At 71.3% G+C, this 26,000-nt stretch carries 23 protein-coding genes and 1 pseudogene; 19 read left to right on the top strand and 5 right to left on the bottom strand.

All coding sequences use genetic code 11. The features are described from left to right. Positions 1-140 precede the first annotated feature (140 nt). The 9 genes and pseudogenes from ACFVV1_RS09990 to ACFVV1_RS10030 all read left to right on the top strand — a co-directional run. Positions 141-412: pseudogene (locus ACFVV1_RS09990) on the top strand (alcohol dehydrogenase); the annotation flags it as partial. A 175-nt stretch (positions 413-587) separates the two neighbouring features. Continuing rightward, positions 588-1,514 (top strand): ABC transporter ATP-binding protein, encoded by a 927-nt coding sequence (locus ACFVV1_RS09995; RefSeq protein WP_389987236.1) that lies wholly within the window; start codon positions 588-590, stop codon positions 1,512-1,514. Continuing rightward, positions 1,511-2,320: an ABC transporter permease gene (locus tag ACFVV1_RS10000; protein ID WP_389987239.1), complete on the top strand. Its 810-nt coding sequence runs from the start codon at positions 1,511-1,513 to the stop codon at positions 2,318-2,320. The genes ACFVV1_RS09995 and ACFVV1_RS10000 overlap by 4 nt, the downstream gene beginning before the upstream one ends. A gap of 18 nt (positions 2,321-2,338) precedes the next feature. Further along, the gene (locus tag ACFVV1_RS10005) at positions 2,339-3,652 is read left to right on the top strand and encodes a sensor histidine kinase (protein ID WP_389987242.1); all 1,314 of its coding nucleotides are present in this window, start codon (positions 2,339-2,341) and stop codon (positions 3,650-3,652) included. Beyond that, positions 3,649-4,314: a response regulator gene (locus ACFVV1_RS10010; RefSeq protein ID WP_389987245.1), complete on the top strand. Its 666-nt coding sequence runs from the start codon at positions 3,649-3,651 to the stop codon at positions 4,312-4,314. The genes ACFVV1_RS10005 and ACFVV1_RS10010 overlap by 4 nt, the downstream gene beginning before the upstream one ends. A gap of 193 nt (positions 4,315-4,507) precedes the next feature. After that, entirely contained in the window at positions 4,508-4,954 is a 447-nt protein-coding gene (locus tag ACFVV1_RS10015; protein ID WP_389987248.1) for a hypothetical protein, read from the top strand. Positions 4,955-5,164: 210 nt separating this feature from the next. After that, positions 5,165-6,193, top strand: coding sequence for an L-threonine 3-dehydrogenase (tdh, locus tag ACFVV1_RS10020; RefSeq protein WP_389987251.1), 1,029 nt, complete (start codon positions 5,165-5,167; stop codon positions 6,191-6,193). Positions 6,194-6,244: 51 nt separating this feature from the next. Beyond that, positions 6,245-7,438: a glycine C-acetyltransferase gene (locus ACFVV1_RS10025; protein WP_389987253.1), complete on the top strand. Its 1,194-nt coding sequence runs from the start codon at positions 6,245-6,247 to the stop codon at positions 7,436-7,438. Positions 7,439-7,497: 59 nt separating this feature from the next. Next, entirely contained in the window at positions 7,498-8,430 is a 933-nt protein-coding gene (locus ACFVV1_RS10030) for a LysR family transcriptional regulator (RefSeq protein ID WP_389987256.1), read from the top strand. Positions 8,431-8,763: 333 nt separating this feature from the next. On the opposite strand, the gene ACFVV1_RS10035 is transcribed toward ACFVV1_RS10030, so the two are convergent. Beyond that, positions 8,764-11,478 (bottom strand): ABC transporter permease, encoded by a 2,715-nt coding sequence (locus ACFVV1_RS10035; RefSeq protein WP_389987259.1) that lies wholly within the window; start codon positions 11,476-11,478, stop codon positions 8,764-8,766. After that, a complete protein-coding gene (locus ACFVV1_RS10040; protein WP_389987262.1) occupies positions 11,475-12,194 on the bottom strand; it encodes an ABC transporter ATP-binding protein in 720 nt (239 codons plus the stop codon). Before ACFVV1_RS10040 ends, ACFVV1_RS10035 begins: the two co-directional genes overlap by 4 nt. A gap of 164 nt (positions 12,195-12,358) precedes the next feature. On the opposite strand from ACFVV1_RS10040, the gene ACFVV1_RS10045 reads away from it, so the two are divergent. Together ACFVV1_RS10045 and ACFVV1_RS10050 are read left to right on the top strand one after the other, a co-directional pair. Continuing rightward, a complete protein-coding gene (locus tag ACFVV1_RS10045; RefSeq protein ID WP_389987265.1) occupies positions 12,359-13,588 on the top strand; it encodes a sensor domain-containing protein in 1,230 nt (409 codons plus the stop codon). Then, positions 13,576-14,235 carry a LuxR C-terminal-related transcriptional regulator gene (locus ACFVV1_RS10050; RefSeq protein ID WP_389987268.1) on the top strand — a complete coding sequence of 220 codons (660 nt, stop codon included), beginning with the start codon at positions 13,576-13,578 and terminating at the stop codon, positions 14,233-14,235. The genes ACFVV1_RS10045 and ACFVV1_RS10050 overlap by 13 nt, the downstream gene beginning before the upstream one ends. Before the next feature lie 259 nt (positions 14,236-14,494). Here ACFVV1_RS10050 and ACFVV1_RS10055 read toward each other — a convergent pair whose 3' ends face one another. After that, a complete protein-coding gene (locus ACFVV1_RS10055; RefSeq protein WP_389987271.1) occupies positions 14,495-14,887 on the bottom strand; it encodes a VOC family protein in 393 nt (130 codons plus the stop codon). A gap of 124 nt (positions 14,888-15,011) precedes the next feature. Between ACFVV1_RS10055 and ACFVV1_RS10060 the strand changes: the two genes are divergently transcribed. Both ACFVV1_RS10060 and ACFVV1_RS10065 read left to right on the top strand, forming a co-directional pair. After that, on the top strand, positions 15,012-15,656 hold the full coding sequence (locus ACFVV1_RS10060; protein WP_389987273.1) for a nucleoside/nucleotide kinase family protein: 645 nt from the start codon (positions 15,012-15,014) through the stop codon (positions 15,654-15,656). A 70-nt stretch (positions 15,657-15,726) separates the two neighbouring features. Then, positions 15,727-16,854, top strand: coding sequence for a M24 family metallopeptidase (locus ACFVV1_RS10065; protein WP_389987276.1), 1,128 nt, complete (start codon positions 15,727-15,729; stop codon positions 16,852-16,854). A 21-nt stretch (positions 16,855-16,875) separates the two neighbouring features. On the opposite strand, the gene treZ is transcribed toward ACFVV1_RS10065, so the two are convergent. Next, complete coding sequence (gene treZ, locus ACFVV1_RS10070; RefSeq protein ID WP_389987279.1) at positions 16,876-18,678, bottom strand: malto-oligosyltrehalose trehalohydrolase; 1,803 nt, start codon at positions 18,676-18,678, stop codon at positions 16,876-16,878. 169 nt (positions 18,679-18,847) lie between these two features. Here treZ and ACFVV1_RS10075 point away from each other — a divergent pair, with 169 nt between their 5' ends. The 6 genes from ACFVV1_RS10075 to ACFVV1_RS10100 all read left to right on the top strand — a co-directional run bounded on the left by ACFVV1_RS10075 (position 18,848) and on the right by ACFVV1_RS10100 (position 25,538). Beyond that, a complete protein-coding gene (locus ACFVV1_RS10075; RefSeq protein ID WP_389987282.1) occupies positions 18,848-20,236 on the top strand; it encodes a GH1 family beta-glucosidase in 1,389 nt (462 codons plus the stop codon). 276 nt (positions 20,237-20,512) lie between these two features. Continuing rightward, positions 20,513-21,226: an urease subunit gamma gene (locus ACFVV1_RS10080; RefSeq protein WP_389987285.1), complete on the top strand. Its 714-nt coding sequence runs from the start codon at positions 20,513-20,515 to the stop codon at positions 21,224-21,226. Between the two features lie 5 nt (positions 21,227-21,231). Then, positions 21,232-23,250 (top strand): urease subunit alpha, encoded by a 2,019-nt coding sequence (locus ACFVV1_RS10085; protein WP_389987288.1) that lies wholly within the window; start codon positions 21,232-21,234, stop codon positions 23,248-23,250. A gap of 19 nt (positions 23,251-23,269) precedes the next feature. Continuing rightward, positions 23,270-23,944 carry an urease accessory protein UreF gene (locus ACFVV1_RS10090; protein WP_389987291.1) on the top strand — a complete coding sequence of 225 codons (675 nt, stop codon included), beginning with the start codon at positions 23,270-23,272 and terminating at the stop codon, positions 23,942-23,944. Positions 23,945-23,982: 38 nt separating this feature from the next. Next, positions 23,983-24,684 (top strand): urease accessory protein UreG, encoded by a 702-nt coding sequence (gene ureG / locus ACFVV1_RS10095; RefSeq protein WP_389987294.1) that lies wholly within the window; start codon positions 23,983-23,985, stop codon positions 24,682-24,684. Further along, the gene (locus ACFVV1_RS10100) at positions 24,681-25,538 is read left to right on the top strand and encodes an urease accessory protein UreD (RefSeq protein ID WP_389987297.1); all 858 of its coding nucleotides are present in this window, start codon (positions 24,681-24,683) and stop codon (positions 25,536-25,538) included. Before ureG ends, ACFVV1_RS10100 begins: the two co-directional genes overlap by 4 nt. 90 nt (positions 25,539-25,628) lie before the next feature. On the opposite strand, the gene ACFVV1_RS10105 is transcribed toward ACFVV1_RS10100, so the two are convergent. Continuing rightward, positions 25,629-26,000 (bottom strand): RNA-guided endonuclease TnpB family protein (locus tag ACFVV1_RS10105; protein ID WP_389987299.1); only part of this gene is annotated, 372 nt, incomplete at its 5' end.

Here is a 26,000-nt window from a genome sequence, read left to right on the forward strand (position 1 = left end):
CCGGACACGGGCGAGCGGTGAGCTCCCGCCTGGGACGGACGCTTCCCGCCCCGCAGGGCGCGCCGCCGACGGCCGCCCGCTGACCCGGGCGCAGCGCCCCCCGGCCACGCACCGTGTCGCCCTCCCCGAGCACCGACTGACGGATTGTCTACGTCGGGCTCGCAGGTGAGGCCGGCACGTCGACACCCGCACGCTCGCCCTCAAGGATGTGACAGCCGTCGGGATCCTGTCGGCGTCCGCGGGCCTCGCCGCGACCGTGCGCGCCTACGCGGACCGCGTGATCGACCCGCGCCCCCTGGCCGCCGCGACGGTCGGCCTGGACCACGTCGGCTCGATGCCGGCCGGAAAGCGTCCGCCCGGGGGCGGACCCGGTCCCGAGATCCAGGTGGACCCGCAGCTGCCCGCCGAGTGACGGCACTGTGGATAGTGCGCCCCGCGTTCCACGCCTCGGTCGCGAGCCGCACCCCACTGGTACTTCCGTACCGGTGCGGCCCAACAGACGGAACCTGCGACCCATGCTCCACCGCTGTGACCGTGCGTAGCGTGAAAGCGCCAGGTGAACACAGCGACAACGAGAGTTCGAGGTCATGATCGAGGCGAAGCAGCTCACCAAGCGCTACGGAGACAAGACGGTCGTGGACCGTCTCAGCTTCTCCCTCAAGCCGGGGACCGTCACCGGATTCCTCGGTCCCAACGGCGCCGGCAAGTCCACCACGATGCGCATGATCGTTGGTCTGGACACGCCGACCTCGGGATCGGTGACGGTCAACGGAAAGCGGTACGCGCAGCTCCCCGCCCCGTTGCACGAGATCGGCGCCCTCATCGATGCAAAGGCGGTGCACCCGGGGCGTACGGCCCGCAATCACCTGCGGATCCTCGCCGCCACGCACGGCATCTCCGCGAAGCGGGTCGACGAGGTGCTGCACCTCGTCGGTCTTCAGGCAGTCGCGGACAAGCGGGCGGGGAAGTTCTCGCTGGGGATGGGGCAGCGGCTCGGTATCGCGGCCGCCCTGCTCGGCAACCCCGCGGTGGTGATGCTCGACGAGCCGGTCAACGGCCTCGACCCCGAGGGGGTGCTGTGGGTGCGGCAGCTGCTGCAGCGTCTCGCCCGGGAAGGGCGCACCGTCCTGGTCTCCTCCCACCTCATGAGCGAGATGGCCGTGACCGCCGAGCGGCTGGTCGTCATCGGCAAGGGACGGCTGCTCGCCGACAGCAGCATGGACGAGTTCGTGCGTAGCGCGGGCGGCAAGGGAGTCGAGGTCGTCACAGACGACGCCGACCGCCTGTACGACCTGCTGGCCGTCCCTGGCGTGACAGTGACCGCCGGGCCCGGCGCGGGCCGGCTGTTCATCGAGGGTCTCGACTCCCGGAACATCGGGCGCGTCGCGGCCGCCCACGACATCGCGCTGGTGGAACTCACGCCTCGGGGGAGCTCGCTCGAAGAGGCGTTCATGGAGCTCACCCGCGACAGCGCCGAGTACGTCACCGCCGACATGGAAGAGGTCACGCTGTGAGCGCCGTCACCGCTGCGGGCACCACCGCACCCCGTGCGAAGGTCGCGTTCCCCCGCGTCCTCCACTCCGAGTGGATCAAGCTCTGGAGTGTGCGCTCCACCTGGTTCACCATGGGCCTTGCCGTGTTCCTGATGGTCGTCATCGGCACTGTCGCCTGCTTCGTCTTCGACCCGGCGGGCAAGACACCCGCCGAGGCCGGCACGGACGGAGTCTCGCTGGCGACGAACGGTGCCATGCTCGCCCAGCTGTGCTTCGGTGTCCTCGGCGTCATCTTCAGCGCGGGTGAGTACGGCAACGGCATGATCCGTTCGACCATGTCGGCCGTGCCCCGCCGCACCCCCGTCCTGTGGGCGAAGGCCCTGGTGTTCGCTGCCGCGTCACTCGTTGTCGCGGGCGTCACCGTCCTGCTGACGTTCCTCGCCGGCGCCACCGCCCTGGACGGAACCGCGTTCGGTCTGTCGCTGTCCGACGAAGGCGTCCTGCGCACACTGGCCGGGACGGTGGCGTACCTCGCCCTCGTGGGCGTGGTCGGGGTGGCGCTCGGTTTCCTGCTGCGGTCCGTGGCGGGCGGGGTCGCGGTGATCGCGGGCGTGCTGTTCGTGATCGACAGTCTCACCTTCATCCTGCCGGCGAGCGTCGCCGACACCGTGATCCCCTACCTGCCCGGCCACGCGGGACGGGCGATGATGGCCTTGCACAGTGGCGGCGACCTGTTGAGTCCCGGAGTCGGTGCGAGCGTCCTGACCACGTGGGCGGTCGTCGCACTGGCCGCGGGGGCGATACGCCTCACCCGCAGCGACGTGTGACCTGAACGAGAGAGAGCCATGAGGAGCGGACGCCCCCAGACCCGCGCAGACCGCCCCGACGGCTCCCCGCGCGGACACGGCGGGCGCTCCGCCCTTCTGGGTTTCCTGCGCACCGGCGCCGCCCGGGTCCGTGCGTTCGACAGGCGCGCGCCAGGCGTGTGGGACCTGGTGGTCGTGGCCGCGTTTCTCCTCACCGGCCTGCCCGACGCGCTGGCCGGCCCTTATCAGCCGCAGTTTCTGCACATCCATTCCGCCGAGCTGTCCGAGGCGACGGTCCTGGCGATGCAGATTCCGCTCATCGTCCCGCTGTGGTGGCGGCGTCGCGCTCCGCTCGTCGTGACGGCCGTCATCGTCTCGGTCTCGTTCGGCCAGTGGATGCAGGGTGTGTGGCTCAGCGGCGGCATCGTCATCGTGCCGGCGCTGTTCAACGTCGGGCTGCACACGCGCCCCCGCAACAGCTTCTGGGCCTGGGCCGCGACGACGGCCGCACTGGTGACCGCGGGGTTCCGCTTCCACACCGGTGTCGCGGGCGTCGCCTCCCTCGTCGGTATGGTCACCGCGGCAGTCCTGTCCGGCCTCGCGCTGCGGGGCAGTCTGCTGCACATCACGACGCTCGAGGCCCGGGCGGAGCAACTGGAACTGGAACGGCGCCAAAGCGCCGAGCGAGCCGTCGCCGCGGAACGCGCGCGCATGGCCAGGGAACTGCACGACATCGTCGGACACAGTCTGGCGGTCATCGTCAGCCTCGCCGACGGCGCGGCGCATCTCGCCGCGTCCCACCCCACCGAGACGGCACGGGCCTCACGGATGATCGCCGAAAGCAGCCGCCAGGCGCTGACCGAGCTGCGCCGTCTCGTCGGCGTCATGCGCGGACCGGACGACGACAGCCCGGAACTGGCTCCTCAGCCCGGCTTCCGGGACATGCCCGCCCTCGCCGACCGGGTCCGCGCGACGGGCAGCCCCGTACGCCTCGACCTACCCGAGAACACGGACACGATCAGCCCCGGACTCCAGCTTGCCGCCTACCGCATCGTCCAGGAAGCCGTGACCAACGCGCTCAAGTACGCGGCGCCCGGCGCGCCCCTCGCCATCTGCGTGCGCCGGGACGCCGACCGCGTCGATGTCACCGTCTCCGACACCGGACCTCGACGCCGCCCCGACGACACACCCCCCGCGCCCGGCGGGGGCCACGGGCTGATCGGTATGAAGGAGCGCGTGGCCCTCTTCGACGGCGACATCGCCGCCGGCCCCGACCCCCACGGCGGGTGGACCCTGCGCGCCACCCTGCACGACTCACCCGGAACGCCCGAAGACGAGAGCGAGCCCTCGTGACCACGGTCCTGATCGTCGACGACCAGCCGCTCCAGCGCATGGGCTACACCATGCTCCTGGCCAACCGCCCCGACGTCACCGTCGTCGGTGAGGCCGAGGGCGGCCTCCAGGCCGTCCGGATGACCGCCGATCTGCGGCCCGACGTGGTGCTCATGGACGTACGCATGCCGGGCATCGACGGCATCGAGGCCACCCACCGGATCGTGGCCTCGGGTGCACGCAGCCGCGTCATCGTGCTGACGACGTTCGACCTCGACGAGTACGCGTACGACGCGCTGCGCGCCGGAGCCAGCGGCTTCCTCCTCAAGGACGCGCGCCCTGACGAACTGCTCTCCGCCATCCACTCCGTGGCCGCCGGCGACGCCGTCATCTCTCCCCGGATGACGCGCCGACTCCTCAACACCCACCTCCTGCAGAGACCCGCCGACGCTCGACGCACCCCGCAGCCGCTGCCGTACGAACTCAGTGCCCGTGAGCGCGACGTCTTCATCGCGATCGCGCACGGCATGTCCAACAGCGAGATCGCCGAGCACCTCCACCTGACCGAATCAACCGTGAAGAAGCACGTCAGCAACCTCTTGGCCAAGATCGGCGCCCGCGATCGCGTGCAGGCCGTCATCGCCGCGTACGACCTCGGGCTGGTCACACCGCGCGACCCGTGACCCGTTCCGGCCTGGCTTGCGCCGTCGGGGGCCGGAACCGGGACCGGCGTGCGTCAGTCGCTCTCGCTGCACGCGGGCCCGTTCTCACACACTGACGTTGGACTCCCTCACCTCATGCGTGCAGCCACTTCCTTGGAATCGATCCCCGGCACGAGCACCATGTCACCCCGGCGCCTCCGTCACCACCTTCCCGATGCCGTCCGAGCGACAGCTCGGCGCGCTCATTCACCGGGTCTTCGTCAGCAACGACTGGGCGAAGCTGCTGAAGCAGCCGGCCTCGGCAGCTGCCGCGAAGGCGGCCGACAGCGGTGCGCAGCGCCCGCAGGTACCCGCGCATCTGCGGGAGGCCGCCGCGCAGTGGGAGGCCTGGAGCACGATCCAGGCGAAGACCACCGGCGGCTCCCACCCCTTCGAGGACCAGGTGAACCCGGCCCAGCTGAACCGGATCACCTGGTACGCGTCCACCGGATGGACCAAGCCGTACCCGGGCGACAGCCGCGTCCTGGCACCCGATGAGGTGCCGGGCCGGGACCGCCGCAGGAGCTCGGCGACTGATCACGGGCACGTCCGCGGGGGCCGGCCACCTGTTCTGCCTGTTCGGGAGGCGGTCGGCCTCCGGGCCGTGCGGTGCGGGGCATGAAGCGGAGCTGCGGGCGCGCTTAAGAAATCCTCGATGGACCTGTGGCGCGGGGTGCGGCAGATTTCTCCGTGACGGCAGAGGATGGAGCGCGGCAGCCGATCGACGCGCGCTGCCATGCCGTCCCTCTCATTCTTCCCCGGGCCGCAGGCTTCCCCCCATGCTGCCCCCGGCCCGGGGACTCAACGCCGTACAGCGCAGGGAGCCGCAGCCGTGAAGGCACTCGTGAAGCAGAAGGCCGAGCCGGGACTCTGGCTGATGGACGTGCCCGAGCCGGAGATCGGCCCCTCGGACGTACTGATCAAGGTGCTCCGCACCGGCATCTGCGGCACCGATCTGCACATCCGGAACTACGACGGCTGGGCCCAGCAGGCCGTACGCACCCCGCTCGTCCTCGGACACGAGTTCGTCGGCGAGGTCGCGGAGACCGGCGCCGATGTCGTCGACATCACCGTCGGTGACCTGGTCAGCGGCGAGGGCCACCTGGTCTGCGGGAAGTGCCGCAACTGTCTGGCCGGGCGCCGTCACCTGTGCCGCTCCACGGTCGGGCTCGGTGTCGGCCGGGACGGGGCCTTCGCCGAGTACGTCGCCCTGCCCGCGTCCAACGTGTGGGTCCACCGGGCCCCCGTCGACCTCGACGTCGCCGCGATCTTCGACCCGTTCGGCAACGCCGTGCACACCGCGCTGTCGTTCCCGCTGGTCGGCGAGGACGTACTGATCACCGGCGCCGGACCGATCGGCATCATGGCGGCGGCGGTCGCCCGGCACGCCGGGGCCCGTAACGTCGTCATCACCGACGTCAGCGAGGCCCGGCTGGAACTGGCCCGGAAGGTCGGCGTCAGCCTCGCTCTCAACGTCAGCGAGGAGACCATCTTCGACGGGCAGAAGCGCCTCGGACTGCGCGAGGGCTTCGACATCGGCCTGGAGATGTCCGGGCGGCCCGAGGCGATGCGCCACATGATCGAGAACATGACGAACGGCGGCCGGATCGCCATGCTCGGGCTCCCGTCCGAGGAGTTCCCCGTCGACTGGTCCCGCATCGTCACCTCGATGATCACCATCAAGGGCATCTACGGCCGCGAGATGTACGAGACCTGGTACGCCATGTCCGTACTGCTGGAGGGCGGCCTCGATCTCGCCCCCGTGATCACCGGCCGGTACGGCTACCGCGACTTCGAGGCGGCCTTCGACGACGCGGCGAGCGGCCGCGGCGGCAAGGTCATCCTCGACTGGACCTCCTGACCCGACGCCTCCGTAGACGACGCCACCGTAGACAGCTGGGAGACACCCTTCATGTTCGACTCCGTACGCGACGACGTGCGTACCACCCTCGACGAGATCCGGGCCGCCGGACTGCACAAGCCCGAGCGCGTGATCGGCACCCCGCAGTCCGCGACCGTCGCCGTCACCGCGGGCGGCCGCCCCGGCGAGGTGCTCAACTTCTGCGCCAACAACTACCTGGGCCTCGCCGACCACCCCGAGGTGATCGCCGCCGCCCACCAGGCGCTCGACCGCTGGGGCTACGGCATGGCCTCGGTCCGCTTCATCTGCGGCACCCAGGAGGTCCACAAGGAGCTGGAGCAGCGGCTCTCCACGTTCCTCGGCCAGGAGGACACGATCCTCTACTCCTCCTGCTTCGACGCCAACGGCGGCGTCTTCGAAACCGTCCTCGGCCCGGAGGACGCGGTCATCTCCGACGCCCTCAACCACGCCTCCATCATCGACGGCATCCGCCTCTCCAAGGCCAAGCGCTTCCGCTACGCCAACCGCGACATGGCCGACCTGGAGACACAGCTCAAGGAGGCGTCCGGGGCCCGGCGCCGACTCGTCGTCACCGACGGCGTCTTCTCGATGGACGGATACGTCGCCCCGCTGCGCGAGATCTGCGACCTGGCCGAGCGCTACGACGCCATGGTCATGGTCGACGACTCGCACGCCGTCGGCTTCGTCGGCCCCGGCGGCCGCGGCACGCCCGAGCTGCACGACGTGATGGACCGCGTCGACATCATCACGGGCACCCTCGGCAAGGCGCTCGGCGGCGCGTCCGGCGGCTACGTCGCGGCCCGCGCCGAGATCGTCGCGCTGCTGCGCCAGCGCTCCCGCCCGTACCTCTTCTCCAACACCCTCGCCCCGGTCATCGCGGCGGCCTCGCTCAAGGTCCTGGACCTGCTGGAGGCGGCCGGCGACCTGCGCGAGCGGCTCAACGCCAACACCACGCTCTTCCGTACCCGGATGACCGAGGAAGGCTTCGACATCCTGCCCGGCGACCACGCCATCGCCCCCGTCATGATCGGGGACGCGGCGAAGGCAGGCCGGATGGCGGAGCTGCTCCTGGAGCGTGGTGTGTACGTGATCGGGTTCTCGTACCCGGTCGTCCCGCAGGGCGCGGCCCGTATCCGCGTCCAGCTCTCCGCCGCGCACTCCACGGCGGATGTGAACCGGGCCGTGGACGCGTTCGTGGACGCGCGGGCCGTGCTGGGGGAGTAACGCCCGGCTCCGCCACCCGGGCGCCGGGGTCACCTCCATGACCTGGGACAATGGGGCACATGATCGATGCACGGCGGCTGCGCATTCTCCGTGCGGTGGCGGACCACCGTACGGTGACTGCCGCGGCCGCCGCGCTGTATCTCACGCCCTCCGCGGTCTCCCAGCAGCTCGCCGCGCTGGAGCAGGAGACCGGACACCGGCTGGTCGAACGCAACGCGCGCGGCGCCCGGCTCACCGTCGCCGGGGAGATCCTGCTCACCCACGCCAATGCCGTCCTGGCCCAGCTGGAACGGGCCGAGGCGGAGCTCGCCGCGTACAGCGCGGGGGACGCCGGTACGGTCACGGTCGCCGCGTTCGCCACCGGCATCGGCCTGGTCCTCGCTCCCGCGATCGCCGAACTGACCCTCACCGCGCCCGGCATCCGGGTCCGCGTCCAGGACGCCGAGGGTGACGCGAGTGTGCCGATGGTGCTGGACCGGCAGGTCGATGTCGCGGTCGCCGTGGAGTACCGGGGCGCGCCGGACGAGGACGACCGGCGGCTGACCCGGGTGCCGCTGTACTCGGAGCCGTTCGACGCGGTGCTGCCGGTCGGCCATCGGCTGGCCGGCCAGGAACAGGTGGCGATCGCCGACCTGGAGAAGGACCCGTGGATCGGCCCGTACCCCGGCAACCCGTGCCATGACGTGGTGGTCCTGGCCTGCGAGTTCGCCGGGTTCCAGCCGAGGCTGGAGCACTCCTCGGACGACTTCCGCGCGGTGGTCGCGCTGGCCGGCGCGGGCGCCGGGGTGGCGCTGGTGCCGAGGTCCGCGCTGCGCGGAATGGACCTCACGGGGGTGGTGGTCCGGCCGGTGGAGGGCAGCGCGCCGACCCGCCGGGTCTTCGCCGCGGTGCGGCACGGGGCGGAGGGACATCCGCTGATCGCGCCGGTGCTCGACGCGCTGGCCGCGGCGGCGGCACGGGAGACGGCGCTGCCGCTGCCGGCTTCGCCGTGACGCGGGCCCGGGGGGCGGGCGACGCGAGGCGGGAAGACAGCGGCTAAGACCGACCGGCAATTGGAGGGTGGAAGAAGGAGCGGGGTTCGGTGCGTGCAGCTGCAAGGCGGAGGAATGAGGCATGGCGGATGGGGCCTCCCCTGCTCGAGCGAAGCCGAGAGCTCGGGGAACATGGTGATTGACGACAACGCGGGAGGGGGTCCCCCTGGCCCTTGAGGCCTTGGGGGAGTGCGTGCCCGGCCCCGCGACGCCGCCCCCAATTGCCGGTCGGTCCAAGTAGCACACGCCCCGCTGCCGGTCAGGTCTGCTGGGCCTGACCGGCGCCGTACACGCTCACCGTCGATGCTTGAGAACGAACCGGCCGCCGGACGCACCCGGCCACAGCGACCCCGCACCCGCCGCCACCGTCACGGCCAGCGCCAGCACCCCGTACTGGGCCGGCGGCAGATACGGCACCGAACCGGTTACCGACACCGCGAACGCCACCAGGGGGACCGCCGCGACCAGGGTGCCGACCGTCAGGCCTGTCACCGCCACCAGGCCCGTCTCCAGGACCAGCATCCGCCTCACCTGGCGACGGCCCGCGCCGACCATCCGCAGGAGGCGGAACTCGGGGCGGCGGCCCACCGTGATCAAGGACAGCGTGCTGACCACCGCGAGCAGGGCGAAGCCGCCGATCACCCCGACACCGATGATGATCATGGCGTTGTCCTCGTCCGACACCGATGGGGCGATCCGTACGTCGTCCGCCGTCGCGGTACGGACCTGCGCACCCGTGTACGGGGCGAGGGCGCGCCGGACCGCAGCGGTCGCAGCCGGTCCGCCGTTTGCCGAGCGGATCAGGACCTGCTGGTCGCGCGGTGCCGTGACATGTCCGGCCAGGGACTCGCGCGGCAGCATGAACTCGCCAAGTCCCAGGGCCCGTTCGTAGAGCGCGACCACGCGGAGCCGTACCTCCGTACCGTCGCCGAGGCGGAGCTTCACCGTGTCACCGGTGCCGATGTCGAGGTCGGCGGCCCGGTCCTTGCCGACCGCGACCGTGTCCCTGCCGGTGAGGTCCGCCAGATCACCGGCGGTGACATGCGGATCGAGCGTGCCGGAGAGCTGGTCCGCCGTCACACCCAGCACCGGAAACCGGTCCAGCTTCGGGTCGCCCATCTCGCGATGCGCGAGGACGACGCTGGAGCGCAGCACGCCGGTCGCCGCCGTCACCCCGGGAGCCTCGCGCACCGCCCGCGCCGCACCGGCCGGCAGCCCGGCGGCCGGGCCCGTCGCCACCAGGTCCGCCCGGAGCGCGGCAGCGGCCTGCCGGTCGGCGGCCCGCTCCATCGTCGAACCGGCCGCCAGCTGTACGCAGACGAACGCGACGACCAGCACGATCGGGGTGATCGCCGCACCGAGCCGCCGATGGTGCGCGGCGGCGGACCTGGCGGCCAGGAAGCCGGAGACCCCGCCCGCACGCCGTACCGGCGTACCGAGCACCCGCATCGCCACCCGGGCGATCCACGGACCGAGCAGCGCCACCGCGATGATCAGCGAGGTCGCCGCACCCGAGGCGGCCACCGCGGCGGCCTGTCCGCCCTGCGCCGTTGCCGCGCCCGCCGAACCGGCACCCGCCACGGCCAGCACCACTCCGGCGACCGTACGCACCCGGCCCGGCTCGCTCGGCTCGGGCGCACGGGCCGCGCCCAGTGCCGCGGCGGGCCGCAGCCGGGTGATGGACCTGGCGGCGAGCATCGACACCGGACGCGCCGCGAGCGCGACGAGCACCGCGGCCGTGGCTCCCGCGGCGAACGGCAGCCACACCGGCACGGGCAGCGGCAGCGGATCCGTGGTCAGCAGCGACCGCATCAGCAGCCCCAGCGGTACGCCACCGATTCCGCCCAGCACCGCCGCGACGCCGGTCACCCGGCTCACCTCACGTCCGACGGCCGACCTGAGCTGCCGGGGCGTCGCCCCGACCGCGCGCAGCAACGCCAGTTCGCCGGAGCGCTGGTGGACCGCCTGGGAGAGAGTGGTCGCGATCACCAGGAGCGCCACCATGAGGACGGTTCCGGCGATGGAGGCGAGCAGGGGCAGCAGATCGCCGCGGGCGCCGAGCGCGCCCACGTACTCGGCCTGCCCACGCTCCGAGCCGGTGAGGACCCGGATCCCGCGGTCGCCGTGCGCACGGTCGGGCAGCGCCGCTTCCAGTGACGCCCGCAGCGGGCCGGCCAAGACGCCCTTCTCGGCGACGATGCCGATGGCGTCGACCGTGCCGGGGTGCCCGGCCAGGGCGGTCAGCCGCTGCTCGGTGAAGAAGACGGCGGGGGCGGCGCCCCGGTGCACGGTGTCGGCGACGCCGCTCACGGTGTACGGGCGGGGAGCCCCGTCAAACTGCAATGTCACATGGCTGCCGGGCTTGCTCCCGGCAGCGGCCGCCAGCGCGCGGTCGATGACCACCTCGGTGGACGTCCTCGGCGCGTGTCCGTCCGTCAGCCGGTACGGAGTGAGCACGGCGGACTCCCAGGACCGGCCGACAGCCGAAGCCGCGCCTGCCCCGCCTGCCGCGCTTGCCCCGCCTGCCCCGCCTGCCCCGCCGGGTCCGGCGGGCCCGGCGGGCCCGGTGCCGGTGCTCCGGCCGCTCATGATCACCGGCACCGAGTCGTCCGCGACCGCCTTCGCGACCCCGTCGGCGGCGGCCGCCTGCTGCATCGCCGAGCGGTCGAGACGGACCCGTTCCGGCAGATACGTCGTCGCGGTCTGCGGCTCGCTGCCCCACGGCTTCGCCGTGTACGTCACCTTCTGATCGGCCGCCACCACCGCGTCGGCCCCCGCATAGCGCTCCACCGGCGGCTGCGCCGGCAGCAGCGAACCCAGGACGAAGGCGAACGCGCCGATCAGCGCGGCCGCGGCCGTCGTCGCCGCGAACACCGCCGCCCACGCCCGGCGATGGGTCTTCAGTGAACGCCGGGCGAGGAACGCCGACGCCCGCCGCACCCCGGACCGCACATCCGCGTGAGGCCTTCGCGTGTCCGTACTCGTGCCCATGCCCGTACTCGTGCTCATCGCAGCCGGCCGCCGTCCATCGTCAGCACGGCGTCCGCCCAGCTCGCCGCCACCGGATCATGGGTGACCATGACGACCGTACGGCCGTCGATCCGTACCGCGTCCCGCAACAGACCGAGCACCAGCGACGCCGACTCCGGGTCCAGGGACGCCGTCGGCTCGTCCGCGAAGATCACATCGGGCTCGGTCACCAGTGCCCGTGCCACCGCGACCCGTTGCTGCTGGCCGCCGGAGAGCGTCGCGGGGCCCTGCCCGCCGCGGCCCGCCAGGCCGACCCGGGCCAGCAGATCCCGGCCGCGGGCCAGCACCCGTTCGTCCGCCGGATCGGCGCCCGCCAGCACCAGCGGCAGCACGACGTTCTCCTCGATGTTCAGCGAAGGCACCAGATTCAGGGCGTGCGACTGGAAGACGAAACCGATGCGGTCCCGGCGCAGCCGGGTCAGCGCGGCCTCGGTCAGCGCGCCGAGATCCGTGCCCCCGACCCGTACCGTCCCCGATGTCGGACGGTCCAGGCCCGCCGCGCACTGCAGGAACGTGCTCTTCCCCGATCCCGAGGGGCCCACCACCGCGGTGAAGCTCCCGGCCGGGACCGCACAGCTCACCGCGTCGAGCGCGACCGTCTCCCGGTCGCCGCGGCGCCCGTAGCGCCGGCTCACCGACTCCAGACTCAGCGCGGTCGCCCGCACCGCTGTGATCGTGTCCACCGTCGACTCCACCGTTCCTTCTCTGCCTCATACTTTCCGACCTGCACAAACGCTATGAAGAAGGGGGTGTCCGGGCGAGGGTGCGCGCTCCCGGACAGGGGGTTCAGCCAGCTCCACCACGGTCAGGGGGAGGCCCCCACTCCGGTGGCGGGTGAACCCCCGTAACGTGCTGTGTCATGAGCAGCACTCCCGCCCCGCTGACGGTCGCCATCCGGCGTTCGTGGGATGCGTCGTGCTATCTGTTCATCGGCATTCCGATCGCGCTGCTCGCATATGTGGGCACGTTCCTTGTGGTGGCGGCCCTGATGTTCGCCGTCGTGATCATCGGGCTGCCCGCCCTGCCCGAGGCCGCCAAAGTGCTGCGCCGGTTCGCGGAGTTCGAGCGCCGCCGGGCAGCCGCGCGGCTCGGCGTGCCGTTCACGCCGACGCCGTATCCACCGCTGGACGGCGGTGAACTCTCCGAGCGGGTCCGACGCGTACTCACCGACCCGACGGTCTGGCGCGACGCGCTCTGGCTGCCGATCCAGGCGCTCATGGGCAACGTCCTCGGCTACCTCACGATGGTGCTGTGGCCGGTCGGGCTCCTCGTCGACGGGGCCGCGCTGCCCGTCGTGCACCTGCTGGACCGGCGGGCCGCCGACGAGTACGGGACACCGCTGCCCGCGCGCCAGGGATGGATGCTGCGCTGGCATTCCGTACTCGCGGATCTGTCTGCGAGCTGGACCCGGTCCCTGCTCACCTCCTCGCCGTCCACCGCGCTCGCCGACCGGATCGCCCAGCTGACCGAGAGCCGGGCCGGGGCGGTCGAGGCGCACGGCGCCGAACTGCGCCGCATCGAACGGGATCTGCACGACGGCGCCCAGGCCAGGATCGTCGCCCTGTCGATGCGCATCGGCCTCGCCAAACAGCTCCTCGACCGCGACCCGGCCGCCGCGCGCATCCGCCTCGACGAGGCACAGGACGGCGCGGAGGCGGCCCTCGCGGAACTGCGGCACGTGGTGCGCGGCATCCATCCACCCGTACTGACGGACCGTGGACTGGCCGGTGCGGTACGGGCGCTGGCCGCCGACGTCAGCGTGCCCGTCACCGCGGAGCTCGACGGTGTCGAGGACGGGCGACGGCTGCCGGCCGCGATCGAGGCCGCCGCCTACTTCGTCATCGCCGAGGCCCTCACCAACATCAGCAAACACAGCGGTGCGACAGCCGCGACCGTACGGATCGACCGGACCCCCGGCACCCTGCGGGTGGCCATCGGCGACGATGGTCACGGCGGCGCGGACGAACGCGCCGGTAGCGGGCTGGTCGGAATCAGGCGACGGATCGCCGCCCTCGACGGCACCACTCGCATCAACAGCCCCACCGGGGGGCCGACGCACATCGAAGTGGAGCTGCCGTGCGGATCGTGATCGCCGAGGACAACGCGCTGCTGAGGGAGGGGCTGATCCTGCTGCTCACCAGCTCGGGCCACGAAGTGGTGGCCGACGCGGCGACCGGGCCCGAGGTGCTGCCCGCCCTGCTGGAACACCGTCCGGACGCTGCCGTGCTCGACGTACGGCTCCCGCCCACCTTCCGCGACGAGGGGCTGCGCGCCGCACTCGCCGCCCGCGCGGAGATGCCCGAACTGCCGATCCTGGTCCTCTCGCAGTACGTCGAGGAGACGTACGCCGCCGAGCTGCTCGCCCAGGGCGCCCAGGGCATCGGGTATCTGCTGAAGGACCGGGTGGGCCGCGTCGACCAGTTCCTCCAGGCGCTCGACCGGGTGGCGGGCGGCGGCACGGCGCTCGACCCCGAGGTCGTGACCCAGCTGCTGACCCGCAAGTCGTCGGCCCAGCCTCTGCAGAGCCTCACTCCGCGCGAGCGCGAAGTCCTGGAACTGATGGCACAGGGCAAGGCGAACGGCACCATCGCGACCGAACTGGTGGTGACGGAACGGGCCGTGAGCAAGCACATCGGCTCCATCTTCGCCAAGCTCGGCCTGGAACCGGACGACGGCACGGTGCACCGGCGGGTGCTTGCGGTGCTCGCGTATCTGGAGGGCAGGGGCACACGCTGACGCACGCCGTGCCCGGTCGACGGGGGTGGTGTCCGACCGGGCCGGTTGCGTACGGTCTCGCCCGGACCGTTCGTTCAGCCGTGCCGGTCGTGCGGCGCGCGACGGGCACGGCAGTTCCTTCAGCCGGGCTGGTTCTTCATACGGGCCACGGCCCACTTCGCCTCCTGGGCCAGTTCGCCGATGCCCGCCTTCACTGCCGATTCCGGTGGTCGTGGCCCTGCCACAGACCGACAACTCCCGCGGACGCAGGCGCCGCAGGTCAGGGCCCTGTGGGCTGGAGCAGATCCCAGCGATTGCCGTACAGGTCCTCGAAGACCGCCACCGATCCGTATGCCTCGTGCCGCGGCTCCTCCAGGAACCGCACCCCGGCGGCCAGCATCCGGGCGTGGTCGCCCGCGAAGTCTTCGGTGTGCAGGAAGAAGCCGACCCGGCCGCCCGTCTGCGCACCGATGCTCGCGCGCTGCGCCTCGTCCTTGGCGCGGGCCAGGAGCAGCCCGGTCCCCTCCGTGCCGCGCGGCCGCACGACCACCCAGCGCGAGCCGTCGCCCCGGTCGGTGTCCTCCACCAGCTCGAAACCGAGGGCGTCCGTGTAGAAGGAGACGGCTTCGGCGTAGTCGCGGACGACCAGGGTGACCAGGGCGATGTGCGGCATGAGACTCCTCGGACGGGGCGGGCAATGGTGTGGTGAGCCAGTTCGTTATACGTAACACTACCTGCCTCTGCGGGACCCGCACAGTCCGCACCGCCATGACATCCGTCGGGCACGCGGCGGGACAATGCCCCGCATGGACATCAGCGAACTCACCGAGCTGACGGCGCGCGCCCTGCGCCTCGCCGTCCCCGGCCACCGCCGCATCCTCGGCATCGCGGGACCGCCCGGAGCCGGGAAGTCCACCCTGGCCGCACAGCTCGTCGACGCTCTCGACGGTCGCGCCGTCCTCGTTCCCATGGACGGCTTCCACCTCGCCCAGGCCGAGTTGGAACGGCTTGGCCGCGCCGGACGCAAGGGCGCCCCCGACACCTTCGACGCCGCCGGTTACGCGGCCCTGCTCCGGCGCCTGCGCCTGCCGGAACCGGAAACCACCGTGTACGCCCCCGTCTTCGACCGCGCTCTGGAGGAGCCGATCGCCGGGGCCGTCCCCGTACCCCCGGACATCCCGCTGGTCGTCACCGAGGGCAATTACCTCCTGCACGACGAAGGGGCCTGGGCGTCCGTACACGGGCTGCTGGACGAGGCCTGGTTCCTGGAACTCGAACCGGCCCTGCGGGTACGCCGGCTCGTCGACCGCCATGTGCGGTTCGGCAAGCCCCGGCCGTACGCGGAGCAATGGGTGACCGAGTCCGACGAACCCAACGCACGACTGGTCGAACGGGGCCGCCCCCGCGCCGGCCTCGTCGTACGGCTGCACCCGGAAACCTGACCCCCGCTCGCGTGGACGGGCACGTACGGGCAGGATGCTGTATGCCGTGTCGCGTCGCCAGGAGGTCCGCATGTCCAGCCCGAACCAGCCCGTACCGTTCACCGCCGACGACTACCGGGCCCGGATGGCGCGCGCCGCCGAGACCGCCGCCGAGGCCGGGCTCGCGGGCGTGCTGGTCGCCCCCGGACCCGACCTGGTGTACCTCACCGGCTACCAGCCCGTGAGTACCGAACGCCTCACCGTCCTCGTCCTCACCGCCGGCCAGGACCCGGTCCTCGTCGTCCCGACCCTGGAGGCCCCGGACGCCGAGAAGGCCGTCGGCGCACCGGCCCTGACCCTGCGGGACTGGACCGACGGCATGGACCCGTACGCCGTCACCGCCCCGCTGCTCGACGACCGGAGCCGGTTCGGGATCAGTGACAACGCCTGGGCGATGCATCTGCTCGGGCTGCAGCGGACGCTCCCGGGCACCTCGTACGTCTCCCTCACCGAGGCCCTGCCGATGCTGCGCGCGGTGAAGGACGCCCATGAGCTGGAGCGGATCGCGGCCGCCGGGGCCGCCGCGGACGCCACGTACGGCGAGATCCTCAAGGTGCGTTTCGCCGGGCGCAAGGAGACCGACATCGCCGCCGATCTGGCCGGTCTGCTCAAGCAGTTCGGACACTCCCAGGTCGACTTCACCGTCGTCGGCTCCGGCCCGAACGGCGCCAATCCGCACCACGAGGCGGGCGACCGCACCATCGAGCGGGGCGACATGGTCGTGCTCGACTTCGGCGGCCTCAAGCACGGCTACGGCTCCGACACCTCCCGTACGGTCCATGTCGGCGAGCCCACCGCCGAGGAGCAGCGGGTCCACGACATCGTGCGCGAGGCCCAGGAGGCGGGCTGCGACGCGGTCCGGCCCGGCGTCGCCTGCCAGGAGATCGACCGGGCGGCCCGCGCCGTCATCACCGAGTTCGGTTACGGCGAGCGCTTCATCCACCGCACGGGCCACGGCATCGGCGTCACCACCCACGAACCGCCGTACATGATCGAGGGCGAGGAACAGCCGCTGGTGCCCGGGATGTGCTTCTCCGTGGAGCCGGGCATCTATCTGCCGGGCCGGTTCGGTGTCCGGATCGAGGACATCGTGACCGTGACCGAGGACGGCGGCCGTCGCCTCAACAGCACCGCGCGCGAACTGGCGATCGTCGAGTAGCGGGACGCGGGGTGCCGCGGATCAGCCGTCGGCCAGCACCACACAGGACTCGGGCGGCAGGTGCAGCAGCCCGTCGCCGCCCGGGGCCTCCACCGGCTCCCACGCGGCCACCACCCTGCCCGCGCCGCCCCGGCGCCGGCCGCCGCCCAGCGGGATCGTGGCCGGTTTCTCGTCGAGGTTGACGGCGATCCGCAGATCGCCCCTCCGGTACGCCAGCCAGCGCGCCTGTTCGTCGTGGGCGGGGCGCACCGACGCCAGGTCCGGGTCGCAGAGGTCGGGCAGGGCGTGGCGCAGGGCGATCAGCTCGCGGTACCAGGCGTGCAGACGGGCGTGCGGCTCCCGTGCCGGTTCGCTCCAGTCCAGGCAGGAGCGGTCGCGGGTGGCCGGGTCCTGCGGGTCCGGAACGTCGTCCGCCGCCCAGCCGTGCGCCGCGAACTCCCGCCGTCTGCCGCCGCGTACCGCCTCGGCGAGCGCCGGGTCGGTGTGGTCGGTGAAGAACTGCCAGGGGGTACGGGCGCCCCACTCCTCGCCCATGAACAGCAGCGGGGTGAACGGCCCGGTCAGCACGAGCGTTGCGGCGCAGGCCAGCAGACCGGGGGAGAGGGTGGCGGAGAGCCGGTCGCCCCGGGCCCGGTTGCCGATCTGGTCATGGGTCTGGGCGTAGCCGACGAAGCGGTGGGCCGGGGTGCGGGCGATGTCGACGGGGCGGCCGTGGGTACGGCCGCGGAAGCCGGAGTACGTACCGTTGTGGAAGAACGCGCTCGTCACGGTCTTGGCGACGGCGGCCAGCGGGGCCGCGGCGAAGTCCGCGTAATAGCCCTGGGACTCGCCGGTCAGCGCGGTGTGCAGGGCGTGGTGGAAGTCGTCGTTCCACTGGGCGTGCAGCCCGATGCCGCCCGATTCGCGCGGCGTCGTCGTCCGCGGATCACAGCGGTCGGACTCGGCGATCAGCGGGAGCGGACGGCCGAGTTCGGCGGCGAGGGCGTCGGTCGCCGTGGCCAGCTCCTCCAGGAACGTCAGCGCCCGGTCGTCGGCCAGGGCGTGGACGGCGTCCAGCCGCAGCCCGTCGAGCCGGTAGTCCCGCAGCCAGGCGAGCGCGCTGCCCAGCAGATACGCCCGCACCTCGTCCGAACCGGGCGCGTCGAGGTTGACCGCCGCGCCCCACGGCGTGTGATGGGTATCGGTGAAGTACGGGCCGAAGGCCGGGAGGTGGTTGCCGGACGGGCCGAGATGGTTGTGGACCACGTCCAGGACGACCGCGAGCCCGAGACCGTGCGCCGTGTCGACAAAGCGCTTCAGCCCTTCCGGGCCGCCGTACGGCTCGTGCACGGCCCAGAGCGACACCCCCTCGTACCCCCAGCCGTGGGTACCGGGGAAGGGGCAGACCGGCATCAGCGACACATGGGTGATGCCCAGTTCGGCGAGATGGCCGAGCCGGGCCGCCGCGGCGTCGAAGGTGCCCTCGTCGGTGTACGTACCGATGTGCAGCTCGTACAGGACGGCGCCCGGAAGCCCCCGGCCCGCCCAGTCGTTGCGCCAGGCGTACGCCGAGTGGTCGACGACGGCGCTCTCGCCGTCGGGCCCGTCCGGCTGCCGGCGCGAGCGCGGATCGGGCAGCACGGTCCCGCGGTCCCCGCTGCCGCCTTCGCGGCCCCCACCGGCCGTGCCCCCGTTCAGCACGAAGCCGTAGCGGTCCCCGTCCGACGCCTCCGCCTCGACCGTCCACCAGCCGTCCCGCAGGGGATCACGCCCCATCGCGCGCGGCGCCTGTGCCAGTCGCAGTTCCACCGAGTCCGCATCCGGTGCCCATACCTCGAACAGCATGCAACGCTCCTCGTCTCCTCGCCCCCGTGCCCCATGGTCGGCAGTAGCCGCGACGGCTGACTCACGACACTGGATCGAGCCCGTTACTGGCGATTAAGGTCTGGTTCTGATCATTGCCCCGTCAGGTCCTGCTCAATACGCGCTCCCTCTTACGGCTGTGGAGGCCGAGATGACTGTGCCGCCGTTCCCGCCCGGTTTCCTCTGGGGGGCCTCCGCCTCCGCGTTCCAGACCGAAGGCGCGTCCGGGACCGACGGCAAGGGCCCCTCCGGCTGGGACGCCTTCGCCGCGCAGCCCGGACGGATCAAGGACGGCACCGACACCACCCGCGCGACCGGCTTCCACCGGCACTACCGCGAGGACGTCGCCCTCCTGGCCGGCCTCGGCGCCGATGCCTTCCGGTTCTCCATCAGCTGGCCGCGCGTGGTCCCCGGCGGCAGCGGACCGGTCAACCCGCAGGGGCTCGACTTCTACGACCGCCTCGTCGACGAACTCTGCACCCACGGCATCACCCCGGCCCCCACCCTCTACCACTGGGACACCCCGCTGGCACTGGATGAGGAGGGCGGCTGGCTCAACCGCGACACGGCCTACCGCTTCGCCGAGTACGCGGGCATCGTCGCCGAGCGCCTCGCCGACCGCGTACCGATGTGGATCACCATCAACGAACCGGCCGAAGTGACGATGCTCGGCTACGCCCTCGGTGAGCACGCACCGGGCCGCACCCTCCTCTTCGACGCCCTGCCCGCGGCCCACCACCAGCTCCTCGCCCACGGTCTGGCCGTCCGCGCCCTGCGCGGCGCGGGCGCGGACAACATCGGCATCGCCGTCTCGCACACCCCCGTCTGGACCGCCGGGGACCATGACGAGGACCGCCTGGGCGCGGAGTTGTACGACACACTCACCAACTGGATGTTCGCCGACCCGATCCTCACCGGCCGCTACCCCGACGAGAACTTCGCCGCGCTGATGCCGGGTCCGGTCGAGGACGACCTGTCGACCATCTCCACCCCCATCGACTGGTACGGGGTCAACTACTACAACCCCACCCTCGTCGGCGCCCCGCACACGGAAGCCCTGGACTCCTTCTCCGGCTTCGGGATGCCCGCCGAACTCCCCTTCGGCATCCGCGAGATAGAGGGTTACGAGAAGACCGACTTCGGCTGGCCCGTCGTCCCCGACGGCCTGCGCGAAACCCTCCTCCAGCTCCACAGCCGCTTCGGCGACCGGCTCCCACCGCTCTACATCACCGAGAACGGCTGCGCCGTCGACGAGCCCGCCCGGGACACCCGCCGGATCGCCTACCTCGAAGGGCACCTGAGGGCCCTGCGCACGGCCATCGACGCGGGCGTCGACGTCCGCGGCTACTTCACCTGGTCGCTCACCGACAACGTCGAATGGACCGAGGGCGCCAGCAAGCGGTTCGGCCTGGTCCACATCGACTACGAGACGCTGCGCCGGACGCCCAAGGACTCGTACGCCTGGTACCGGGAACTGATCCGCACACAGAAGTCCTCCGCGGTCCTGCACGGTGCTCCGGAGGAGCCCGGAGCTCACTGACCGTCCTCCCGCGTGCCTCGAACGACCTCCTCCTCGAACGTTCGTGTCAGGGGCCACTCATGCGGGTGTGGATCTTCCATATCCCGATTCCGGCAATGGCTCCCTGATCAAACTTGCTCTGCGAGGTGGGGATTGACCAGCCAAGAGGCGCTGTGCCGACTGAGCGGGAGTGAAGCCGCAAGGGCCTCGCCCCGTCTGCGGCACGGTGGATGGCGAGGCCCCGGCGCGTGAGCCCGGGGCAGGAGTCCTGGGCAGGGACGGACACAGGGTAGGGCTATGCACCTGACTCCACATGAACAAGAGCGCCTGATGATTCACGTGGCGGCGGACGTCGCCGAGAAGCGCCGGGCGCGGGGGGTGCGGCTCAACTACCCCGAGACCATGGCGTTGTTGATCGTGCACGTTCTCGAGGGCGCCCGGGACGGAAAGACCGTCGCTGACCTCATGTCCTCCGGACGGAAGGTGCTGACGCGGGAACAGGTCATGGAGGGCGTCCCCGAGATGATCGAGAACGTGCAGGTGGAGGCCACGTTCCCCGACGGAACCAAGCTGGTCACCATCCACGAGCCCCTCCCGGAGGCAGGCCGGGAAGAAGAGCCGATCGTCTGGCCGGGGAAGGTCGACTTCTCCACGCGCGAGGGAGACGAGGTCGTGGTCTTCAACCGGCGCAACAGGGAAGCGAATCAGGTCACGACGCTGATGGTCGAGAACCCGGAGGACCGCCCCATCCAGGTCGGTTCCCACTACCACTTCGCCGAGGCCAACGACGGGCTGATCTTCAACCGTAAGGAGGCGTGGGGCAAGCGTCTGAACGTGCCCGCCGGCAGCTCCGTACGTTTCGAGCCCGGCATCACCGAAGAGGTCGAGCTCGTGCCCATCGAAGGCGAGCGTGTGGTCCACGGTCTGCGCGAGAAGGTCAAGGGCCTGCCTCGGAAGGTCAAAGGATCGCTCGACAACACCAAGGGTTCGTTCGACGAGGAGCGGGTGTGAATTCCGTGACCGATTGCCCCGATTGCTCCTGCTGCCAGGAGACGCCGAAGCCTTCCGACCCGTTGACCCGTGCCGCCTACGCGGACCGGTACGGCCCCACGATCCGCGACCGCATCCGCCTGGCCGACACCGCGCTGCAGATCAAGATCGAGGACGACTGGTCGGGCGGACCCGAGCACAGCGGCAACGAGATGGTCTTCGGCGGCGGCAAGGTCATCCGGGAGTCGATGGGGCAGTCCATCGCGCCGCGCGACCCGGACAATTCCGACAAGGCGGCCGGTGGGCGTGTCCTGCCCCCTGACACCGTCATCACCGGCGTCGTCGTCCTGGACCACTGGGGCATCGTCAAGGCCGATGTCGCCATCCGGGACGGCGACATCGTCGCGTTCGGCAAGGCGTACAACCCCGAGACCATGAACCGCCTGCACGACGGGGCGCGCAAGCACAACGGCATCGGCCCGGCTCCCACCGACTTCGTCATCGGTCCGGACACCGAGGTCATCGCGGGCAAGGGCAGGATCCTCACCGCCGGCGGGATCGACACCCATGTCCACTTCATCTGCCCCGACCAGATCGGCGAAGCGCTGGCCGCAGGTGTCACCACCCTGATCGGCGGCGGCACGGGTCCGGCGGAGGGCAGCACCGCCACCACCGTGACGCCCGGCTCCTGGCACATCAACCGCACCTTCGAGGCGCTGGACGCCTTCCCGGTCAACATCGGTCTGCTCGGCAAGGGCGCCACCATGTCGAAGGAGTCCATGCTCGACCAGGTGGATGCCGGCATCATCGGGTTCAAGGTTCACGAGGACTGGGGTGCCACCCCGGCCGTCATCGACCAGTGCCTGGACATCTGCGAGAAGACCGGAGTGCAGCTCGCGCTCCACGCCGACTCACTGAACGAGGCCGGCTTCGTCAAGGACACCATCGACGCCATCAAGAAGCGTTCCATCCACGTCTTCCACGTCGAGGGCGCCGGCGGTGGCCACGCCCCCGACATGATCAAAATGGTGCAGGAGGGCAACGTACTGCCCGCCTCCACCAATCCCACCCGGCCGCTGACCGTCAACACGGTCAAGGAACACTTCGACATGGTGATGGTCTGCCATCACCTCAACCCGAGGGTCGAGGAGGACCTGGCCTTCGCGGACTCCCGGATCCGGCCCTCCACGATGGCCGCCGAAGACATCCTGCACGACCTCGGCGCCATCTCGATCATGTCCTCGGACGCCCAGGCCATGGGCCGCATCGGCGAGATGATCATGCGGACCTGGCAGACCGCACACGTCATGAAGGTACGCCGGGGCTTCCTGGAGGAGGACCTGCGGCAGGACGAGAAGACGCAGGACAAGAAGACGCAGGACAAGAAGGCGCAGGACAAGAAGACGAAGGACATGAAGCCGGTGGATGAGCCGGCCGACAACAGGCGCGCCCGCCGGTACGTCGCGAAGTACACCGTCAACCCGGCCATCGCCCAGGGCATCGACCAGGTGGTCGGATCGGTGGAGACCGGCAAACTGGCCGACCTGGTGCTGTGGGAGCCGAAGTTCTTCGGGGTCAAGCCGCACATGGTCATCAAGGGCGGGCAGATCGCGTACGCGCAGGTGGGTGACGCGAATGCGTCCATCCCGACCCCGCAGCCGGTCCTGCCGCGCCCCATGTGGGGGTCCACGGGTCTGGCACCTGGCGCCATCTCCTACAACTTCGTCACCCAACGGGCCATCGACCACTTCGCCGCCCAGCAGGCCGACGACGCCACCGCCACCAAGAAATCCGAAGACAGCAGCCGGCCTGAACGGCGCAAGCTGAACAAGCAGTTCAAGGCCATCACCAGCACACGCGGTGTCTTCAAGAAGCACATGAAGGAGAACGACGCCACCCCCAAGATCGAGATCGACGCCGACACCTACGAGGTCATCGTCGGCGGTGCGAAGGTGACGGACGTGACGGCCTTCGTCGACGACCACATCGTCGACCGCGCCTACGCCTCCGAACTGCCGATGGCGCAGCGGTACTTCCTCTTCTGATGATCTCGAAGGAGCACCGTTGAACCGCGCCGCGCTGTTCGTCCTGGCCGACGGCCGGTTCCCCGCCGGAGGGCACGCGCACTCCGGGGGAGCCGAACCGGCCGTAGCCGCGGGCCGCATCAGGGATGCGGACTCGCTTCAGGACTTCTGCCGGGGGCGGCTGCACACCGCGGGCCTGGTCGCGGCGGCACTCGCCGCCGCGGCTGCCGCCGGCCACGATCCACTGGCCCTGGACGAGGCCGCCGACGCCCGCACTCCGGTGCAGGCCCTTCGGACCACCGCCCGCAAACTCGGGCGGCAGATGATGCGGGCGGCCCGTGCCACTTGGCCTTCGGCGGAGCTGGACGGCCTGGCCGCGGCCAGGCCGCAGGGCGCGCACCAGCCGGTGGTACTGGGTCTGGCCGCCCGGTCGGCCGGCCTTGCGCCGCTGGATGCCGCGTATGCGGCGGCGTACGAGACCGTCAGCGGGCCGGCCACGGCGACGGTCCGGCTGCTGAGCCTGGACCCGTTCCAGGCCACCGCTGTCCTTGCCCGTCTGGCTCCCGACGTCGACCGGACCGCCGCCGCAGCCGCCGCCGCTGCCGCACGCATCCCTGAGGAGGGGATCGGCGCGCTGCCCGCCGCTTCCGCGCCGTTGCTCGACATCACCGCGCAGCAGCACGCCGCCTGGCCGGTACGCCTCTTCGCCTCCTGACCGCCGACACCACGACACCACGCACGACGGGATTTCTTATGCATCTCGACCACGATCTCGACGAGAAGTTCCCCCACCGGCACACCTACAGCGCCGTCGATCCCGAACGCCCCGACGGCACCCGCCGCGCCCTGCGCATCGGCCTGGGCGGACCGGTCGGCTCGGGCAAGACCGCGACCGTCGCCGCCCTGTGCCGGGCTCTGCGCGACGAACTGTCCATCGCCGTCGTCACCAACGACATCTACACCCGCGAGGACGCCGACTTCCTCCTGCGTGAAGCGGTCCTGCCACCCGAGCGCATCAAGGCCGTCGAAACCGGCGCCTGCCCGCACACCGCCATCCGCGACGACATCTCCGCCAACCTCGAAGCCGCCGAGGACCTGGAGGCCGAGGTCGGCCCGCTCGATCTGATCCTGGTGGAGTCCGGCGGCGACAACCTCACCGCCACCTTCTCCAAGGGCCTGGTCGATGCCCAGATCTTCGTCATCGATGTGGCGGGCGGCGACGACATCCCCCGCAAGGGCGGCCCCGGCGTCACCACCGCCGACCTCCTCGTCGTCAACAAGACCGACCTCGCCCCGTACGTCGGCTCCGACCTGGAAGGCATGGCCCGCGACGCCGAGGTCCAACGTGGCCAACTCCCCGTCGCCTTCACCTCCCTCAAGAGCGAGGGCGGCGTCAAACCGGTTGCCGACTGGGTCCGCGAACGCCTCACCGACTGGACCGCAGGCCCCGCATGATCCCCACCACCGAAGCAACCGTGCCGACCACCCTGCGGGCGGTTACCACCGGCGTAAGGGCCACCGCCCGCATCACGGCAGCCACCAGAGGCGGCACCACCACCCTGCCCGTCCTCGACGGCGACGGCCCCTTCGAACTGCGACGCCTGCGCTCACGAGGAACCGAGGCACGCGTGTGCGTCGTCGGCGCCATGAGCGCCCCCCTGGGCGGCGACCGGCTACGCATCGAAGCCATTGCCCAGCAGGGCGCGGTACTCCACATCACCTCCGCAGCCGCAACCCTCGCCCTGCGAGGCCCCACCCCCGAGCCCGCCACCTACGACGTACACCTGACCGTAGAGGAGCACGCGGAACTCCACTGGTCGCCCAAGCCGTTGATCTGCGCGGCCGGCAGCAACCTGCGGCAGACCTGGACCATCGACCTCGCCCCCACCGCACGGCTCGTACTGCGCGAAGAGCAAATCCTCGGACGCACGGGCGAAGCATCCGGCCGTGTGACCACACGGCTCACCGTCCGGCGCGGCGGGAGCACCCTGCTGGACCAACAAGCCGCGTACGGGCCGGGTGCCCCCGGCTGGGACGGCCCAGCCGTCCTCGCCGACTACCGTGCGACCGGACAACTCCTCATCGTCGACCCGGCCTTCGAGGACAAGCCCCTCGAAGTCCAACTCCTCGGCGACGCACCGGAAGACGGCCGAGCCGTGCTGACACCACTCGCCGGGCCCGCCGCCCTCGTCACCGCCATCGCACCGGACGGCAACCGACTGCGCCACCTCCTCCCCACAGCGCAGGGCGCGACCCGTCGCCTCGCCTCACCCGGCAGTGCTCCAAAATTGCGCCGGTCAGGAGGGTGATCGCCTGCCTTTCCCGAACGTCGCCCCGGAACAGCCGAAGCGCCTACGTTTCACCCTTGACTTCCTCCCCCTCGTGAACGAGGGGGATTCCTACGGCTCGCGCCGTGGGGGTTTCTGCTTCGTCGCCGACTGCCCGCCCGGAGAACTCCGTTGAGGTCTTACACCAGCTCCACAGACTGTTACCGCCAGCCCGGCGGCCAGAAGGTTCTTCGCTGCGTTCACGTCCCGGTCGTGGGTCGTTCCGCAGTCGCACGTCCAGGTACGGACGTTCAGCGGCATCTTCTCGGCGAGGGTGCCGCAGGCGGAGCACAGCTTGGACGAGGGGAACCATCGGTCGACGGCGATCACCTCGCGCCCGTACCAGGCGGCCTTGTACTCCAGCATGGAGCGGAACTCGCTCCAGCTCGCGTCCGAGATGGCTCGGGCGAGCGTGTGGTTCTTGACCATGTTGCGCACGGTCAG

It is taken from the genome of Streptomyces sp. NPDC058092, from assembly GCF_042884935.1.
GTDB lineage: Bacteria > Actinomycetota > Actinomycetes > Streptomycetales > Streptomycetaceae > Streptomyces.